This window comes from Rheinheimera sp. 4Y26, assembly GCF_025245835.1.
Taxonomy (GTDB): Bacteria; Pseudomonadota; Gammaproteobacteria; order Enterobacterales; family Alteromonadaceae; genus Pararheinheimera.
Window position 1 is genome coordinate 270,723 of the sequence record NZ_JAOBWS010000001.1, and the last position, 15,340, is coordinate 286,062.

Annotated in this window: 12 protein-coding genes; 9 read left to right on the forward strand and 3 right to left on the reverse strand. The window is 49.8% G+C overall.

Annotated elements, in window-relative coordinates; all coding sequences use genetic code 11:
- Positions 1-22: 22 nt before the first annotated feature.
- The 6 genes from N3Z11_RS01100 (at position 23) to N3Z11_RS01125 (ending at position 8,332) form a co-directional block, all read left to right on the forward strand.
- On the forward strand, positions 23-1,480 hold the full coding sequence (locus tag N3Z11_RS01100; RefSeq protein ID WP_260655294.1) for a TrkH family potassium uptake protein: 1,458 nt from the start codon (positions 23-25) through the stop codon (positions 1,478-1,480).
- A 272-nt stretch (positions 1,481-1,752) separates the two neighbouring features.
- Positions 1,753-2,511, forward strand: coding sequence for a TetR/AcrR family transcriptional regulator (locus tag N3Z11_RS01105; RefSeq protein WP_260655295.1), 759 nt, complete (start codon positions 1,753-1,755; stop codon positions 2,509-2,511).
- Between the two features lie 53 nt (positions 2,512-2,564).
- A complete protein-coding gene (locus tag N3Z11_RS01110; protein WP_260655296.1) occupies positions 2,565-4,892 on the forward strand; it encodes an RND family transporter in 2,328 nt (775 codons plus the stop codon).
- Positions 4,879-5,670, forward strand: a complete 792-nt coding sequence (locus tag N3Z11_RS01115) for an outer membrane lipoprotein-sorting protein (protein ID WP_260655297.1) — start codon at positions 4,879-4,881, stop codon at positions 5,668-5,670. The genes N3Z11_RS01110 and N3Z11_RS01115 overlap by 14 nt, the downstream gene beginning before the upstream one ends.
- Before the next feature lie 100 nt (positions 5,671-5,770).
- Entirely contained in the window at positions 5,771-7,522 is a 1,752-nt protein-coding gene (locus tag N3Z11_RS01120; RefSeq protein ID WP_260655298.1) for a FimV/HubP family polar landmark protein, read from the forward strand.
- Positions 7,523-7,555: 33 nt separating this feature from the next.
- Entirely contained in the window at positions 7,556-8,332 is a 777-nt protein-coding gene (locus tag N3Z11_RS01125; protein WP_260655299.1) for a substrate-binding periplasmic protein, read from the forward strand.
- Between the two features lie 48 nt (positions 8,333-8,380).
- Here the strand turns inward: N3Z11_RS01125 and N3Z11_RS01130 are convergent, their stop codons facing one another.
- Positions 8,381-9,715: an amidohydrolase gene (locus tag N3Z11_RS01130; RefSeq protein ID WP_260655300.1), complete on the reverse strand. Its 1,335-nt coding sequence runs from the start codon at positions 9,713-9,715 to the stop codon at positions 8,381-8,383.
- A gap of 226 nt (positions 9,716-9,941) precedes the next feature.
- Between N3Z11_RS01130 and N3Z11_RS01135 the strand changes: the two genes are divergently transcribed.
- Positions 9,942-10,694 (forward strand): TerC family protein, encoded by a 753-nt coding sequence (locus tag N3Z11_RS01135; RefSeq protein WP_260655301.1) that lies wholly within the window; start codon positions 9,942-9,944, stop codon positions 10,692-10,694.
- A 106-nt stretch (positions 10,695-10,800) separates the two neighbouring features.
- Here N3Z11_RS01135 and N3Z11_RS01140 read toward each other — a convergent pair whose 3' ends face one another.
- The gene (locus N3Z11_RS01140) at positions 10,801-11,427 is read right to left on the reverse strand and encodes a trimeric intracellular cation channel family protein (protein ID WP_260655302.1); all 627 of its coding nucleotides are present in this window, start codon (positions 11,425-11,427) and stop codon (positions 10,801-10,803) included.
- A 121-nt stretch (positions 11,428-11,548) separates the two neighbouring features.
- Between N3Z11_RS01140 and N3Z11_RS01145 the strand changes: the two genes are divergently transcribed.
- Positions 11,549-12,418 (forward strand): hypothetical protein, encoded by an 870-nt coding sequence (locus N3Z11_RS01145; RefSeq protein WP_260655303.1) that lies wholly within the window; start codon positions 11,549-11,551, stop codon positions 12,416-12,418.
- A gap of 405 nt (positions 12,419-12,823) precedes the next feature.
- Positions 12,824-14,659 (forward strand): M4 family metallopeptidase, encoded by a 1,836-nt coding sequence (locus tag N3Z11_RS01150; RefSeq protein ID WP_260655304.1) that lies wholly within the window; start codon positions 12,824-12,826, stop codon positions 14,657-14,659.
- A gap of 78 nt (positions 14,660-14,737) precedes the next feature.
- On the opposite strand, the gene N3Z11_RS01155 is transcribed toward N3Z11_RS01150, so the two are convergent.
- Complete coding sequence (locus tag N3Z11_RS01155) at positions 14,738-15,328, reverse strand: DUF3268 family zinc-finger domain-containing protein (RefSeq protein WP_260655305.1); 591 nt, start codon at positions 15,326-15,328, stop codon at positions 14,738-14,740.
- Positions 15,329-15,340: the final 12 nt, after the last annotated feature.

Consider the following 15,340-nt stretch of genomic DNA (forward strand, 5'->3'; position numbering starts at 1 on the left):
CCGCTGATTTGAGAGAGAAGCAGTGCGCTCAGCAACAAGTCGGTTTTTGTTTTATCGGGTGATTGGTTATTTGCTGGTGATGCTGGCAGGCGCCATGTTAATTACCACAGCTGTTGCTGTGTATTACGACGAAAAAAGTTTCTGGAGTTATCTGGTTTCGGCTTTTATCACCGCAAGTTCCGGTTATTTTCTGGTGTACAAAGGCCGACACGATTTTACCCTGGTAAAACGCCATCTGTTTTTACTCACTACTTTGTGTTGGCTCTCCATTTGTTTGTTTTCTACTTTACCTGTGGTGCTGGTGTTGCCCAATATCAGTTATGTCGACGCTGCTTTTGAAACTGTATCTGCTATTACCACCACAGGCGCCACAGTGCTGACAGGCCTGGATTCGATGCCGAAGGGGTTGTTATTCTGGCGGGCTATTTTGCAGTGGATTGGCGGGGTCGGTATTATCGTGATGGCCATCGCCATTTTGCCGGCGTTAAAAATCGGTGGTATGAAGTTATTTAAAACCGAAAACTCTGACATTTCCGAAAAAATTCTGCCGCGAAGCTCCAGCCTGTCGATGTATATAGGCGTGGTGTACCTGATTTTAAGCGCCAGCTGTATGTTGTTGTTTTATTTAGGTGGAATGAGCGGTTTTGATGCTATTACCCATGGTATGACCACAGTAGCCACCGGCGGCTTTGCCAACTATGACGCCTCTTTTGGCCACTTTAACGATAAACCACATCTGCTCTGGATCTCGGGTGTGTTTATGTTGTTATCGGCGTTGCCGCTGGTATTGCTGGTTGGCACTATCAGGGGACATAAATGGATTTTGTTTAAAGATCCGCAGGTAAGGGCATTTTTTGCAATCACCGCTTTTTGTGTGTTGCTGCTTACCTGGTATCAGCATGAACATAATGCCAGGCCCTGGTTGGACGGTCTGACCCACAGCTTTTTTAATGTGGTGTCGGTGATCACCACCTGTGGTTATGCCTCGGAAAATTATTCAGCCTGGGGCGGGCTTGCAGTGATCCTGTTTTTTTATATCACTTTTTCAGGCGCCTGCTCGGGTTCTACTTCGGGCGGTTTAAAAATCTTCCGGACTCAGCTGGCGGGTTTGTTACTGATCAAACAATTTAAATTGCTGGTGCACCCCAACGCAGTCTGGGTACAAAAATATGGCAGCAAACCGGTGAATGACCAGTTGTTAGGCTCGGTGCTGGCGTTTTGTTTTGTTTATTTTGCTTCTATCGGCGCTTTGGCTTTGGGGCTGTCGATGTTTGAACTGGATTTTGTCACTGCGTTAACAGGCGCTGCCACGGCCATCAGTAACGTTGGTCCTGGTCTTGGCCCGGTGATTGGCCCTGATGGCAATTTCAGCAGTTTGCCCGATGGTGCCAAGTGGTTGATTAGCTTTGGCATGATTATCGGCCGGCTGGAAATTCTGACGGTGCTGTTGTTGTTTACCCCTATGTACTGGCGTTATTAAAACGCCGGTATTTGTCCGCTGTAACTCAGTTAAAATTGCTGCTGCCACATAAAAGCCAGTGCTGTTTTGCCTTCTTTCTGCAGGTGATGGTTGTTTAAAGTGCCTTTTCCTGCTGCGCAACTATCTGCAACCAACTCAGATGAGTCCTTGTTTTATCAGCAAAAAAACTGTCTTATTTTGCAATTGCAGAAAAAATAACCTTGAGTTCTGCGTTTGATTGACTATTATGACGATTCGTCAATTTACTCGGTGAGCTCAGGTTCCTGCCCCCAATGAAAGCACAACAGCCTGCCGTCAGCATAACCACGCAAAATTCTGGCAACCGTGCCCGCCACAAGCAGCAGCGCGAGCAACTTTTATTACAGCTGGCGCAGCAAATTCTGCAGCAGGAAGGTTTTGCCGGTTTAACCATGGACAGGCTGACTGCAGCGTCTGAGGTGTCCAAAGGCACCATTTATAATCATTTTTGCAGTAAAGAAGACTTAATCACTGCACTGAGTGTCGACAGTTTAGAGCGGCAGCTGTTGTTGTTTCAGCAGGCACTGAGTGTCAGCGGCCATAGCCGGGAGCGGGCGCTGGCGCTGCATTACGCCTATTTTTTATTTTCGACCACTGAACCTACGTTATTTTTATGTTTGTTAAGTGCCGCCACCCCGGCCGTGGTGGAAAAAAGCTCAGCCAGCCGGTTGGCGCAACGTCAGGCGCTGGAGCAGCAGCTGCTGGAGTTCTGTCAGCAGGTGATCAGGCAGGCCTTGGCGGAAAATGCTATCAGTTTGCAGGACGGATGCAGTATTGAAGAGCTGACCTATCTGCAATGGGCTCAGGCTTTTGGCGCTAATGCGTTATACCGGCCCGCGCAGCAGATGGGCTTTTTTCAGGGGCTGGCGCAGCAGCAATTGGTGTTAGCCGGCGTCAATTTAATGCTGGATGGATTAGGCTGGCGGCCTTTATCTGCCGATTTTGATTATCAGAGCTGCTGGCAGCGTATTGCGTTGGCTTTGCAGCAACAAACACCACAAGCGCAGTCTTAAACAGCGGCTTGCACAACATCAGTTTTTACAACTCCGGATAACAGGGAATGCAAATGAAACAATTTTGGCTAAACGGGGCCGTACGCCACCCCTGGTGGAGTATGGCCTGGGTCATGCTGCTGGTGGTGTTGTTTAGTATTGGCGCAAAAAACCTGTATTTCCGCGGTGATTTCCGCATTTTCTTTTCAGCCGATAACCCGCAAATGCAGGCTTTTGAACGGATGCAGGCGCGTTTTAATAAAAGTGACAATATGCTGGTGGCCATAGCGCCGGCATCTGGCACTGTGTTTGATGCCAAAGTGCTGAAGGTAGTGAAAGAGTTAACCGACGCCGCCTGGCAAACGCCTCATTCGCTGCGCGTCGACTCCATCACCAACTTTCAGCACACCGAAGCGGCAGAAGATGACTTGCTGGTGGAGGATTTGCTGTTGGACAGCAACAGCCTGGACGACAACAAAATTGCCAAAATCAAACAGGTGGCGCTGAACGAACCGGCGCTGGTTGACCGGCTGGTGGCCAGAGACGGCAGTATTACCGCAGTGAACATTACAGTGCAGTTGCCGGAAAAAAATCAGAATCAGGAAGTGTCTGATGTGTATAACTCGGTGCGCTCTTTAACCGACAAACTGGCGGCCGAACACCCTGAACTGACCTTTTACCATGCCGGCGTGATGTCGTTGAATAATGCTTTTAGTGTGGAAGCACAGCACGATGCCAGCACCCTGGTGCCGTTGATGTTTGTGGTGATTATTCTGATGCTGGCGGTGATGCTGCGCTCGGCGCTGGCGGCGCTGACAGTGGTGGTGATCATTCTGGTTACCATCAGCAGCACTATGGGGATTTCTGGTTGGGCCGGTATCTTTTTAAGCACAGCAACGGTCAACGTGCCCACTCTGGTAATGACACTGGCAGTGGCCGACAGTGTGCATCTGATTGCCTCCACCCAGTTTTTTATGCGGCAGGGCCTTAGCAAAGAGCAGGCTATCGAAAAATCTGTGCAAATTAATATGATGCCGGTATTTATTACCAGCGCCACTACGGCGGTTGGCTTTTTAACTTTGAATTTTTCCGAAGTACCGATTTTACGGGATTTTGGCAATCTGACCGCTTTAGGTGTGATGCTGGCCTGGTTTTTTACTGTCACCTTATTACCGGCTTTATTGTTATTAATGCCTATTAGCCAGGGTTATGTCGAAGCTGAAGATGGCTCTTCGATGATGGACAGGCTGGCCGATTGGGTGATTCGTCACCACAAAGCTATTTTGCCGGTTACCGCAGTGCTGACGCTGGCCGGTGGTTATTTAACACTGCAAAACAACGTTAATGACGAAGCTGTGAAGTATTTTTCCACTGACACTGAATACCGTCAGTCGGTGGATTATCTTGAAGAGCGGCTGGGTGGGGTGGCTATGCTGGATATTGCCATAGACAGCGGCAGCCCGTCCGGTGTCAACGACCCCGCATTTATCAAAGCTGTCGATGAATTTGCCAGTTATTTGCAAACTTTGCCCGAAGTGACCCATGTCAGCAGTATCAGTGACGTGTTTAAGCGGCTGAATAAAAACATGAATGGCGACGACCCGGCCTTTTACACTCTGCCGGCGTCACAGGAGCTGGCGGCACAATATTTACTGATGTACGAAATGTCTTTGCCTTTTGGTCTGGATCTGAACAATCAGCTGAATCAGGATAAAAGCGCCACCAAAGTGGCGATAGCACTGAAAAACCTCGGCAGTAAAGAGATGCTGGCGCTGGAGCAACAAACCATGAGCTGGCTGGCCGAACATTACCCACAATATAAAGCCGAAGCGTCCAGCACTGCGCTGATGTTTGGTCATATTGGCGAACGGAATATGGCCAGTATGCTGAAAAGCTTACCGCTGGCGATGCTGCTGATTTCCTTGTTGCTGGTGTTCAGTTTGCGGTCGTGGCGCCTGGGGGCCATCAGTTTATTACCCAATATGATTCCGGCTTTTTTGGGGTTTGGTTTATGGCAGTTATGGTCGGGAGAAATTAACCTGGGGTTATCTGTGGTAGCGTCGATGAGCCTCGGTATTATTGTCGATGACACCGTGCATTTTCTGGCGAAATATCAGCATGCCTGCAAAGAAGGCCGCAGCACAGAGCAGGCCATTCGTTATGCCTTTCACAGTGTCGGCCGCGCCCTGATGATCACCACAGTGGTGCTGGTGATAGGTTTTGCCGTGTTGTTATTGTCAAACTTCAGGCTAAATTCCGACATGGGGTTATTAACCCTGCTGATTATTGCCATAGCGCTGATTGTCGACTTTTTGTTTTTACCGGCTTTTTTACTTTTATGCGACCGGCAGCCGAAAACAGCGGTTGCTGCAACAGGAGAACAAACAAATGAACCTGCTTAAACTCAAAGGCGCTGCAACTATTGCCGTGTTGTTATTTGGTTTTACCGCACCTGTATGGGCTGATGCCGCCAAAGGTTTGCAAATTGCCACAGAACGAAAGGCCCGTGATGAAGGCTGGAAAGACAGTGAAGCCAAAACCACTATGATACTGAGAAATGCCCAGGGTGAAGAAAGCACGCGGCAGATCCGCTCTATTGCCCTTGAAGTAGCTAACGACGGTGACAAAGGCCTGACCATTTTTGATGAACCAAAAGATGTGCGCGGCACCGCTTTTTTAAACCATTCGCATACCGGCAAACCTGATGACCAATGGTTATATTTACCTGCTTTAAAAAGAGTAAAACGTATTGCATCCCGCAATAAATCCGGCCCTTTTATGGGCAGCGAATTTGCCTATGAAGACTTAAGTTCGTTTGAGCTGGAAAAATTCCGTTTTAATTACCTCAAAGATGAGACTCTGAACGGCGTGAATACCTTTGTGGTGGAGCAAGTGCCGACAGATGAGTTTTCCGGTTACAGCAAAACCCTGGTCTGGGTTGACCAGCAAGACTACAAAGTGCTGAAGATTGAATTTTATGACAAGAAAAACAGCCTGTTAAAAACCCTGTTGTTGCAGGATTATCAGCAGTATCTGGGCAAATACTGGCGGGCATTAAAAATGACCATGCACAATCATCAGACCGGCAAAAGCACAGATTTACTGACCCAGGACATTCAGTTTGGCAAAGGCCGTACTGATGCGGATTTTGATACCAATGCGCTGCAACGCAGTAAATAAAAAGCGCAGTAAATAAAAAATGATTCTGGCAAGCTGGCGCGACATTTGCCTGTCAAAAGTCTGCGCCAATATATTGCCGGCGCGCTGCGAAGGAACTGATATGCGTCTGACTCCTCTGTTACCCCTGCTCTGTGGTGGTCTGCTATGGCCACTTGCTGCGGCAGAACTTGGCCCTGTCACCGGTAAAGATACCTTATGGAGTCTTGCCAAAGCGGCGCGGGGTGATGCGCCTTACAGCATGTATCAGGTGATTATTGCCTTGCAGCAGAAAAACCCACGCGCTTTTATCGGCAACAATGTGCACCATGTGCAACATGGCGCCCGGTTGCAAATTCCTACAGCGGCTGAAATTGCCGCCGTTGATGTGGAACAGGCGCGGCAAAAAGTAGAAGCCGACGAGCAGTTATGGCGACAGTTGCAAAAACGCGGAGCAAATAGCAAAGGCCGTGTTATTTCGGCTACCGATCGGCTGATTGCCGCTCAATCAAAGTTTTCTACAGCGCCAGAACAGTTTCAGACTGTGCTGCCAGCAGCACCAGCAGCACCAGCAGCACCAGCAGCACCAGCAGCACCAGCAGCACCAGCAGCACCAGCGCTTGCTGCGGCTCCGGCTGTACCTTTTGCCCCTTCTGCACCTCCTGTACCGGATAAAACACCCCCTCAGACAGTGGCGATAGTGCCAGGGCAGAGCCGGAACACCAGCCCTGCCTCCGGCAGCGCCAGCTGGACCGACCGGCTACAAAGTAATAGTACCCTGGGGTTGGAAAGCCGTGTTTTTGCCAGACAGGGTTTGCAGCAACAGGCTAAGTTACACAACAGTGTGAATTTTTTACAGGAATGGTATTGGCAGTCTGAGGATGAAAGCCATAGCTGGACCCTGAGTCCTTATCTGCGCTGGGATCAACGGGATGCCGAGCGGCATTTGCTCGATATCCGCCAGGCCTTTTGGTTAACAGTCGGCAGTGGCTGGGAGTTGAAGCTCGGGGTTGATCAAATCTTCTGGGGTGTGACTGAATCCCAGCATCTGGTGGACATTATTAACCAGACTGATTTTGCCGATAATATTGATGGTGAAAGCAAACTGGGTCAGCCGATGCTGCAGTTCAACTGGTTTGGCGATTTTGGTAATCTGCAGACTTTGGTGTTGCCGTATTTTCGCGAGCGGACTTTAGCAGGGTTCAATGGCCGGCTGCGTTTACCTTTGCTGGTAGAGCAGGACAAAGCCGTTTTTGCTTCAGACAAAGAACAGCGTCATATCGACTGGGCGCTGCGTTACAGTAAACAGCTGGACCAGCTGGATATTGGTTTGTCCTATTTCAGCGGCACCTCCAGAGAGCCGGGTTTTGTGCCAACAGCGCAGGGCACTTTGTTGCCTTATTACGGCCAAATCAAACAGTTGGGCCTTGATGCACAGTGGATAGTGGACAGCTGGATCTGGAAGCTGGAAACCATCAGACGCTCTGATGGTCAGAGCCATTACCAGGCCTTGACCGGCGGTTTTGAATACAGCATGGTAGGGGTGTTTGATTCAGATTTTGACCTTGGCTGGCTGATGGAGTATCAATACGACAGCAGAGGCATGTTTGCCAGCACGCCGGGTCAACGTGATTTATTTTTCGGCACCCGGCTGGCTTGGAACGATGCGGCCGGAACTGAGCTATTATTTGGTATCACGCAGGATCTGGATGACAGCGGCAGTCGTAGTGGTTTATTGGAAGCGTCAACAAGGTATAACAATAATGTGCGGTTGCGGCTGGACGCCTGGTTTTTTCAAACCCGTTCGCCGGAGCAACAGATTTGGTGGTTACGTCAGGATGATTATCTGCAATTTGGGATAGACTACTACTTCTGATTGCAGTACGCAGTTAAATCCAGAGGTATATCAATGAAGTTGTGGTGTTTGCTGTGGGTATTCTGTAGTTACAGCGCGCTGACGCAGGCCGGCAACTATGTGATCGGCATTGAAGAAATTGACTATTATCCGCATTACGATTTCAGCCGTGGGCAAAAACGCGGCTACTTTGTTGATCTGATGAAGTTATTTGAAAATCACAGCGGTCATACCTTTAAATTCGAACCCTTGCCGGTCAAACGGCTGTATCACTCTTCCACCTCAGGTATCGACCTGATTTATCCCGACAATCCGAAGTGGCAACAATATCTGGAAGCCGGAGTGGAAAAACATTACAGCGACCCGGTGATTTATACCCTGGGCAGCACTCTGGTGCGGCCTGAGCAACAACATATTCATCTAAACCAGTTCCGCACTCTGGCGGTGATCCATGGTTTTGCCCCGACCAAGTGGCTGGCGCTGCAGTCGCGTTACAACTACCGTATTGTGGATGTGCCGGATGTGGCTTCGGCGCTTGGGTTGGTGCTCAAAGGCCGGCTGGACGGCGCCAATATTGAATACAACGTGGCGCAACATTATTTAAGGGGAATTCAGCAGCAGGACAAGTTGGTGATAGGGGAGTTTTTACCTTTTACCCAACTGCCGTTTTTAATATCCACAGCAAAATATCCTGAGCTTATTCAAGAGTTTAACCTGTTTTTGCAGGAGAAAGCCGCTGAAGTGGCGGCGTTAAAACGTTTGTATCAGCTGCAGGAGCAAAGACCGACTCCTGTGGCACAGCAACTGCCCGAAACCCAGCCCGACAGCTGAGTGTCACCACAAAGGTGCGCCCAGTGCCGGTCTGACCATAGCGTTATATCAGCCGGCTTTGGCCGGCATTAGCTCTTGCAGTGCCCGCACTGTGGCTTCAACACCGGTGCGGATGGCAGGTTCAGGTTCAATCTTAAAAAGCGGACTATGATGGCTTGGTACTGCCGGCCCGCCATTTTTTTCGGCAATAAAAGCAGCTTTGGGTGTGCCGCCCACCGCAAAATACAAACTTGGAATATAAGGTTTGGTGGTTAAAAACGGGAAGTCTTCAGCGCCCATGCCCAACCTTTTGTAATTCTGATCAAAAATATCCTCGCCCATAGATTTACGCCAGCTGGCTTTAATACGCTGGGTTAGCGGAATGTCGTTCACTGTCGGTGGTGTGGTTTGTGGGTCTACTTTCACTTCCGGCAGCTTATCTTCCGGTAAACCGGCGGCGCGACCGAGGTTTTTGGCCACTCTTTCAATGGCGCTGATCAGATAATTGCGCGTTTCCATATTGTCGTTGCGCACTGTCAGCTGTAAATGCGCCTGATCCGGAATTATGTTGTGTTTAGAGCCTGCATGAAAAGCCCCAACGGTAATCACGCCCGGCTCTTTGGGCGCCAGCTCGCGGCTGATAATGGTTTGCAGTGCCAGCACTATTTGCGCGCCCAAAACGATTGGATCTTTACCCCGGTGTGGGCTGGCACCATGAGCGCCAATACCGTGAATAATAATATCAACGCTGTCGACACCCGAATAAGGCGAACCTTCGACCGCTACCAGTTTGCCGGCTTCAATTTCACTGGACACATGCAGCGCCATGGCATAATCAGGCTGGCCAAATTTTTGATATAAACCATCGTCCATCATGCCCTGGGCACCACCGGTGCGCTCTTCTGCCGGCTGGCCTATCAGCATCAGGGTGCCGGACCAGTCTTTTTTTCGCGCCGCCATTTGCCGGGCTGTGCCTACCAGGCTGGTGATATGCACATCATGGCCACAGGCATGCATCACCGGCACTTCATTGCCATCCCAGTCTTTGCTGCGCACCTTTGATGCATAAGCTAAACCGGATTTTTCCTCTACTGGCAGCGCGTCCATATCGGCGCGCATCATCACCATAGGGCCAGCGCCATTTTTTAAAATAGCCACCACACCGGTTTTACCAATACCGCTATAGACGTCAAAGCCTGCATCTTTTAGCTCGGCGGCCAGGCGTTTGGCGGTATTCACCTCCATATGCGACAGTTCAGGATTCTGGTGAAAATGGCGGAACAGTGGTGCCAGATGTTGTTGGTAATCCTGAGCTACGGCTTCAGGCAGCGCAGAGGTGGCGGCATAGGTCAAAGTGCTGGCGCACCACAGCGGCAGCAGCAAGGCAATTTTATGAAGTTTCATCAGAAGGTCCGGGTAGCAAGGTTGATTTTTGAGCATAACAGCCATCTGTTGTCGGCGGCCAGCACCAATAAACGCAGATTTTATTGTGCTGGTCGAAAGCCTGTCACAGAGCAGGGGTGTTGAGGAACTGTGCAGTTAAACATAATTTCTATTTGCAACTAGTGGCGGCATCAGCAAGCACTGGTACACTAGGCGGTAATTGTTCATTTTAATCAACAGGAATTATATGTTTGAGTGGATTGCAAGTCCTGAAGCCTGGATTGCCCTAGGTACCCTTGCTGCGCTGGAAATTGTATTAGGTATTGATAACATTATCTTTTTGTCAATTTTAGTCGGCCGTTTACCAGAAAAACAACGCGCCTTTGCCCGCCGTCTGGGTTTAGGTTTAGCGATGTTTGCCCGTCTGGCGTTGTTATTTTCTATTTCCTGGGTCATGGGTTTAACCGAAACCTGGTTTACTGTGCTTGGCAACGACATCTCAGGTCGCGATGTGATTCTGATAGGCGGTGGTTTATTCCTGCTGGCCAAATCCACCCAGGAAATTCACCATAGCCTGGAAGGGGCTGATGATGACGAAACTTCAGCACCTAAGGTAGTGGGCAATAACCTGATGATGATTCTGATCCAGATTATGATCCTGGACATTGTGTTCTCACTGGATTCGGTGATCACTGCTGTGGGCCTGGTGAACAACATTGAAATTATGGCTATCGCTATTGTTGCTGCTGTGTTGGTGATGATGTTTGCCGCCAAGTCGATTGGTGATTTTGTTGATGCACACCCTTCAATTAAAATTCTGGCGTTGTCTTTCCTGATTATGGTTGGCGCTATGCTGATTATTGAAGGTTTTGATGTGCATGTACCAAAAGGTTACATCTATTTTGCGATGGCGTTCTCAGTGACAGTCGAGATGATCAACATCCGCATGCGCAAGAAAAAATCTGTGCCTGTGAAGCTGCATAAAGAGCTGTCGGAATAAGCGCCTGAAGCCGCTGTAAGCTGAAACACAAAAAACAAAGGCCGCATAGCGGCCTTTGTTTTTACACAGTTTTTGCTCAGGATTTTGTCCAGAGTTTTGCCCCGCTTTAAGGGTCTATTTTACTGCTGCGGCTAAACACCGGAATGGTCAGATGCCAGCGGATAGCGGCAAGGCGCAGCAATAATAACGCCAGCATACCGGCAAACATGGCCGGCATTTTTTCCACGCCCAGTTGTAATAACCCTGTGTACACCAAACCGCCAAAAATGCAGGTTACGGCATATAGCTCACCGCGGAACACCAGCGGTATCTCCCGGCACAATACGTCGCGGATCATACCGCCACAAACCCCGCTCATGGTGCCGAGCATAATAGCCACTAAGGTGGACGTGCCATGATCCAGCGCTTTTTGTGTACCCATCACCACAAAAAACGCCAGACCCAGCGCGTCTGCAACTTGTAAGGTGTTATTGGGAATAGTCAGACGTTTGCGCACCAGCAGAATAGTCAGCGCTGTGGCGGCAAAAATGGCATAAAAAAAGCTGTCGTTGCGCAGCCAGATCACCGGCACATCGAGAATTAAATCACGCAAAGTACCGCCACCAATCGCAGTGACAGAGGCCAGCACTATCACGCCAAAGCCATCCATTTGCTTGCGCCAGGCGGCCAGCGTGCCCGACACCGCAAAAACCGCTATACCCAACAAATCAAACCATTGAAAATACAGCTCCATACCTGACTCCGGCGAAATAAATTTATCATATCAACGGTACGCCGCTTTGTGATAACTTCAGCAAAAAAATAGCTGTGATAGCGTGTACTTAGCTGATGTTATTACTGGTGTGGAGTTAAGAATGCCGCGGTTATTTTCAGCAAAATATCAGGCACTGTTGTGGCTGATCCTGAATCTGTTGTTGCTGTGGCTGCTGCTGCAGTTGTATGCCCGGCACCTGGTGCAGCAGCAGTTGGCAGCGTTTAATCAGCAATATCAGCAGTATGCCCGTGCTGAAGGCTGGCCCTTGTGGCAGCTGCAGGCCTTTGAGGTGCGTGTTTTACCCTGGCGTGATGAGCTGCAGGTGCAACAGCTGCAACTGAGCCTGCCGTCCGGTGCAGTGCTGGCTGAAGTCTCAGGCATCACCTTGCGCGGGCTCATTAGCTCTGTATTTGATCAAAACCCTCGTTATCAGCTGCACTGGCAGCAGTTGCAGCCTTCTGCTGCCGTCCTTGCCTTGCTTGGGCCGCAATGGCAGACGCTATTAAAACCGTTGTCGGGTTCAATACAGTGGCAACAATTGCCAGGGCAACAGCAGCAAAATCAGTGGCAAATTGAGAGTGGACTCGTCATGGCGGATTTGGCTGCCGTTTTGTTACAACTCAGGTTGCAGTCGCTGCAGGATCCACAACTTGGCACAGGACTAAAAGTCGATCAGCTGACTCTCGGGCTGCAGCAACAAGGGTTGGTTGACATGCTGTCTGGTATGAGCGAAACACAAAGTGCCGTGATACAACAGCAACTACAACAATGGCAGCAGCAGTTAGCCATGCCATTACCACCACAGCAACAACAGTGCGAAATCGTCAGGTTGCAGTTGGCCGCTGTTTTGCCGCTATGGCCACTACAACCACAGTTGCAATTTCAGCTGCAAAAGCCGGTGATCTGGTGGTTGCCCGGGGCAAAAAACCGTTTAACTGTGCCTTTGATGAGTTGTGACAGCGCGGGTTAGTCCACAGTTGTGGTCACATAGATGCGTAAATGCTGATAAAGATCTGATAAAAAAGCTGAGCCTTGCGAAGGTGTCGTTGTCTCTATTATGCTTCCAACGTGGCAGGCGGGTTCTTTGAGCTGCCGGTCACAACCATCTTAAGCTTCAGGTTGTTGTCACTTCTGCGAAGCGGAGTCTTCCGTGGTGTTGGTACCTGTGTTGTGGCGTTTGGGTGGCGGAGGTGATGGCATCAGGCTCTGTGCAATACAGCGCCTGATGTCAGCCTGATGACAGATGTTTTATAAAAATCTTATATTAAATTGATGCTGATTTGCCGGAGTTTTAATCCGCTATGGTTGCTGGGCTGTGTGCAAAAGCACGCAGTAAAACCAGGAACATAAGATTAAATACAAGAGGCAAACCTCAATGAAACATCAACATTTATCCCGTTTAACTGTCGCCATGCTGATGGCTGGTTGTGGCTCTGTGATGGCGGCTGATGTCGTGCCGGCTGAACAGGTGTTAAACGGACAAAACCTGCAAACCCTGACCCAATCTGCTGCCGGTGATCGCCAGTCTGAGCTGATGAAATTTGTTGCCAAACAGCAAATTAAAAGGGCTGATGGCAAAATGAAAGTGCGTTACCAGCAAATGTACCGTGGCATACCAGTGTGGGGCCACAGTGCAGCGGCCAGTAAAGCAGGCAACACTTATTCCGATATCAGCGGTTCAGTGGTAACGGGGATTGAACAGGATTTACCGGACGTTAGCCCTCAATATAAAGCCATTGAAGCCATAGCCCTGGCTCAGGGCAGCCTTTCGGCGGATCAGCAGCTGTTGTCGGCGTCCGATGAAACTGCGTTACTCGCCAATCAGAGTGCGCAGGCCGCCAAAGCAAAACTCTGGGTTTATCTGGACGAACAAAACCAGGCGCGGTTGGTGTATATCACCGATTACGTGACCACTCAGAACGGTAAACCGAGCCGGCCTTATTCCATTATTGATGCCAACAGTGGCCGTTTATTACAAAGCTGGGAAGGTATTAACCATGCCAATGCCACAGGTCCTGGCGGTAACAGCAAAACCGGTCAGTATTTTTATGGCACCGACTATGGCTACCTGAATGTGGACAGCAGCTGCCGTATGACGAACGCCAATGTGGACACCATCAATTTAAATGGTGCCACTTCAGGCGGCAGCATTCACCAGTTCACTTGCCCGAATAACACTTTTAAAGCCATTAACGGTGCTTATTCACCACTGAACGATGCGCATTATTTTGGTGGTGTGGTGTTTGATATGTTCCAGAGCTGGTTTGGCGTGAATCCGCTGAACACTAAACTGAGAATGCGGGTGCATTATGGCTCCAACTATGAAAATGCCTTCTGGGATGGCAGCCAGATGACCTTTGGTGACGGCGCCACCCGCTTTTATCCGCTGGTGAGTCTGGATGTGTCCGCCCACGAAGTCAGCCATGGTTTTACCGAGTTTAACTCTGGTCTGGTGTACAGCGGCCAGTCAGGCGGTATGAACGAAGCGTATTCGGATATGGCCGGTGAGGCCGCTGAATATTTTATGAAAGGCAGCAATGACTGGATGGTGGGCGCTGATATTTTTAAAAGTACCGGTGCTTTAAGGTATATGGATGACCCAACCAAAGACGGCCGCTCTATTGGTCATGCCAGCGATTACACCAGTGGCATGGACGTACATTACAGCTCTGGTGTGTTTAACAAAGCCTTTTACCTGTTAGCCAATAAATCCGGCTGGAATACCCGCAAGGCGTTTGAAATTTTCACCATTGCCAATCAAATCTACTGGACCAGCAGCAGCACCTTTGTTGCCGGCGCCAATGGTGTTTGTAAAGCAGCCAAAGACAAAGCCTACAATCTGACCGATGTGGCTGCGGCCTTTAGCAGCGTGGGTATTACCGCCACTGAGTGTGGTGGCGTGACCAACCCGGGCAATTCCGGCACTCTGACCAATCTGGCGGCCACCAAAGGCAACTGGACACGTAATACCATCACAGTGCCTGCCGGTATGACCAAACTGACGGTCACTATCTCTGGTGGTACCGGCGATGCTGATTTGTACCTGCGTTTTGGCTCACAACCAACCACCACCAGTTACACTTGCCGCCCTTACAAAAACGGCAACAATGAAAGCTGTGTGATCAATAACCCAAGTGCCGGTACCTGGCATGTGGGCATACGCGCTTACAGCACTTTCAGTGGTGTCACGCAAAACTGGAATTATCAATAACGGCGCAACTGATCGCCTTATTGCTCCCTGAAGTAACAACAGCCCCACCATGTTGGTGGGGTTGTTTTTAAAAACAGTTTAAAACCTGAAACTCAGTTCAACACCGGCAAACCACTGATAAGGCTCGGGGTTTGGCAGATAACCCTGTTGCCATAAAGGCTCGCGATAATATTGTTGCTCCAGGCTACGCAGGTAACGATAACGGGCAAAGGCATTAATTTGCAGAAACTCCAGTTGAAAACCGCCACCTAAACCAGCAAACCAGTCGATCGGGCCTGAGCTGCGGTGCCGGTAACCGAAGTTGTCATAATAGTCCGTTTCTTCTTCATCAAAGGCCAGCTCGTCCAGCGCTACGCCAATTTCGCCATACAGGCTGAAGTCGTCAAAACGGCCTAAACGCAAAGAGGTATCAAAGTTGGTAAAGCCGATATCGCTGCCACCCCACTCCTGGTTGGCACGATAAAAACTAAAACTGGTGACTACTGCCACCGATTGGCCCGGCAAACCGCCCCACTGCAAACCAACACTGCTGATTTGGCCTGCTTCGGAACTTTCAAAAGCCAGCAGGGGCCTGACACTCCATAACTCAGATTCGGTCTGGCGCGGGTAATAATGCCGGTAATCCAAAGGCTGAGCCTGCAGCGAGGTTGCCGGGAGCAGAAATAACATCGCAGTTATAAC

What these genes read in the sequence shown, in the direction of transcription:
- N3Z11_RS01105 (WP_260655295.1), top strand. Translation starts at nt 1,753, where the DNA reads ATGAAAGCACAACAGCCTGCCGTCAGCATAACCACGCAAAATTCTGGC.
- N3Z11_RS01110 (WP_260655296.1), top strand. Translation starts at nt 2,565, where the DNA reads ATGAAACAATTTTGGCTAAACGGGGCCGTACGCCACCCCTGGTGGAGT.
- N3Z11_RS01115 (WP_260655297.1), top strand. Translation starts at nt 4,879, where the DNA reads ATGAACCTGCTTAAACTCAAAGGCGCTGCAACTATTGCCGTGTTGTTA.
- N3Z11_RS01120 (WP_260655298.1), top strand. Translation starts at nt 5,771, where the DNA reads ATGCGTCTGACTCCTCTGTTACCCCTGCTCTGTGGTGGTCTGCTATGG.
- N3Z11_RS01125 (WP_260655299.1), top strand. Translation starts at nt 7,556, where the DNA reads ATGAAGTTGTGGTGTTTGCTGTGGGTATTCTGTAGTTACAGCGCGCTG.
- N3Z11_RS01130 (WP_260655300.1), bottom strand. Translation starts at nt 9,715, where the DNA reads ATGAAACTTCATAAAATTGCCTTGCTGCTGCCGCTGTGGTGCGCCAGC.
- N3Z11_RS01135 (WP_260655301.1), top strand. Translation starts at nt 9,942, where the DNA reads ATGTTTGAGTGGATTGCAAGTCCTGAAGCCTGGATTGCCCTAGGTACC.
- N3Z11_RS01140 (WP_260655302.1), bottom strand. Translation starts at nt 11,427, where the DNA reads ATGGAGCTGTATTTTCAATGGTTTGATTTGTTGGGTATAGCGGTTTTT.
- N3Z11_RS01145 (WP_260655303.1), top strand. Translation starts at nt 11,549, where the DNA reads ATGCCGCGGTTATTTTCAGCAAAATATCAGGCACTGTTGTGGCTGATC.
- N3Z11_RS01150 (WP_260655304.1), top strand. Translation starts at nt 12,824, where the DNA reads ATGAAACATCAACATTTATCCCGTTTAACTGTCGCCATGCTGATGGCT.
- N3Z11_RS01155 (WP_260655305.1), bottom strand. Translation starts at nt 15,328, where the DNA reads ATGTTATTTCTGCTCCCGGCAACCTCGCTGCAGGCTCAGCCTTTGGAT.